Genomic DNA, 1,361 nt, shown 5'->3' with positions numbered 1-1,361 from the left:
GGTCGCGGCAGGCGTGTCGCCCGGCGCCGGGCTCGCGCTGCTGATCACCGGACCAGCCACCAACGTGGCCACCATCGGCATCCTGTCACGTTTGCACGGCATACGCTTCGCCTATGCATTCGCCGCGGCCATGATCGTGGCTGCGATCGTGATCGGCTTGCTCGTGAATGCAGTGCTGCCTGCCGCGTCGATGCCGACGTTGTCGCAGGCGTCACTCGAAACGACGTCGCCGCTCGAACTGTTCTCCGTGCTCGCGCTCGCCGCGCTCTACGCCGCGTCGGTGCTGCGACGCGGCGCCCGTGGATTTCTCGGAGAACTGCGCATGTCGCACGCCTGATGCGACGCACAACGGACCGTGGTGCGCGTCCATGATACCGCTGGTGCTGATGGCCGGCTTCCTCGGCGCCGGGAAGACGCGCTTTCTCACGACCGTCATTCCCTTGTTGATCGAGCGTGGTGTGCGGGTGCGGGTGGTGCTGAACGATTTCGAGAACGCCAGGATCGACGCGGCGAGGCTCGGTGAACTCGATGCGCTGGTGACGCCGCTCAACGGGGAATGCATCTGCTGCGGCTCGCTCCGCGAGCTGCTCGACACACTGCACGCGGTGCCGCCCGATCCGGGCAGTGTCATGCTGATCGAAGCAAACGGTGCCACCGAAACCGACGAACTGCTCGGGTACCTCACCACCGACGTCACGCTCACGCACTTCACGCTGCCGTTGCAGCTCACCGTGATCGATGCGGGGCGTTGGCAGAGGCGCTGGTGGAACAACCGGCTCGAAGTGGCCCAGACCACAACGGCCACGCATGTGTATCTCAACTGGACCGACACGCTGTCGTCCGATCGACGTGGCGCCGTACAGCAGCGTGTCGCGGCGGTGAACGCCCGCGCCGCCTTCACCACGCCGGTAACATTCGCCGACACGCTGCAGTCGTTGGTGGAGTCGATGCGCGACACGGAGCGGCGTGCTCCTCAGGGCTTTGCCCCGGCTCATCGACATGCCCATGGCCACACGCATCCCTTCGGCAGCGTCGCCTTGCCGCTCCCGCAGCTGGTCGAGCGCGCACGCTTCATGGCCTTCGTGGAGGCATTGCCGCAGGCTGTCGTGCGGGCCAAAGGTCTGGTGCGCTTCGTCGACCAGCCGGCCGAGATGTTCGTGTGGAATCGCGTACCGGGGCGAAAGAAGATGCAACTCGATGCGTCGTCGCCGCACGCCGAAGCCGTGGCGACTGCGTTGTTCATCGGTGTCGGCATGTCACTCGACGACCTCGAGTCGCGAATCGCGGCGCTGGTGTGATCCGGTATTTCTCCGGGCGCTCCGGTGTAGCAGATTTGTCCGACCCACCTTCCCCGCTTCCGG

General features: G+C 65.8%; 1 protein-coding gene and 1 pseudogene. Both read left to right on the top strand.

What is annotated here, in order from left to right:
- Positions 1-337, top strand: a pseudogene (locus ACESNG_RS07070) (hypothetical protein); the annotation flags it as partial.
- A 31-nt stretch (positions 338-368) separates the two neighbouring features.
- Positions 369-1,298: a GTP-binding protein gene (locus ACESNG_RS07065; protein WP_373059537.1), complete on the top strand. Its 930-nt coding sequence runs from the start codon at positions 369-371 to the stop codon at positions 1,296-1,298.
- The last annotated feature ends 63 nt before the right edge of the window (positions 1,299-1,361 follow it).

The sequence above is a fragment of the Gemmatimonas sp. genome, from assembly GCF_041689975.1.
Taxonomy (GTDB): Bacteria; Gemmatimonadota; Gemmatimonadetes; order Gemmatimonadales; family Gemmatimonadaceae; genus Gemmatimonas.
The sequence above is the reverse complement of the archived record's forward strand: the minus strand, read 5'-3'. Positions and strand labels throughout refer to the sequence as shown.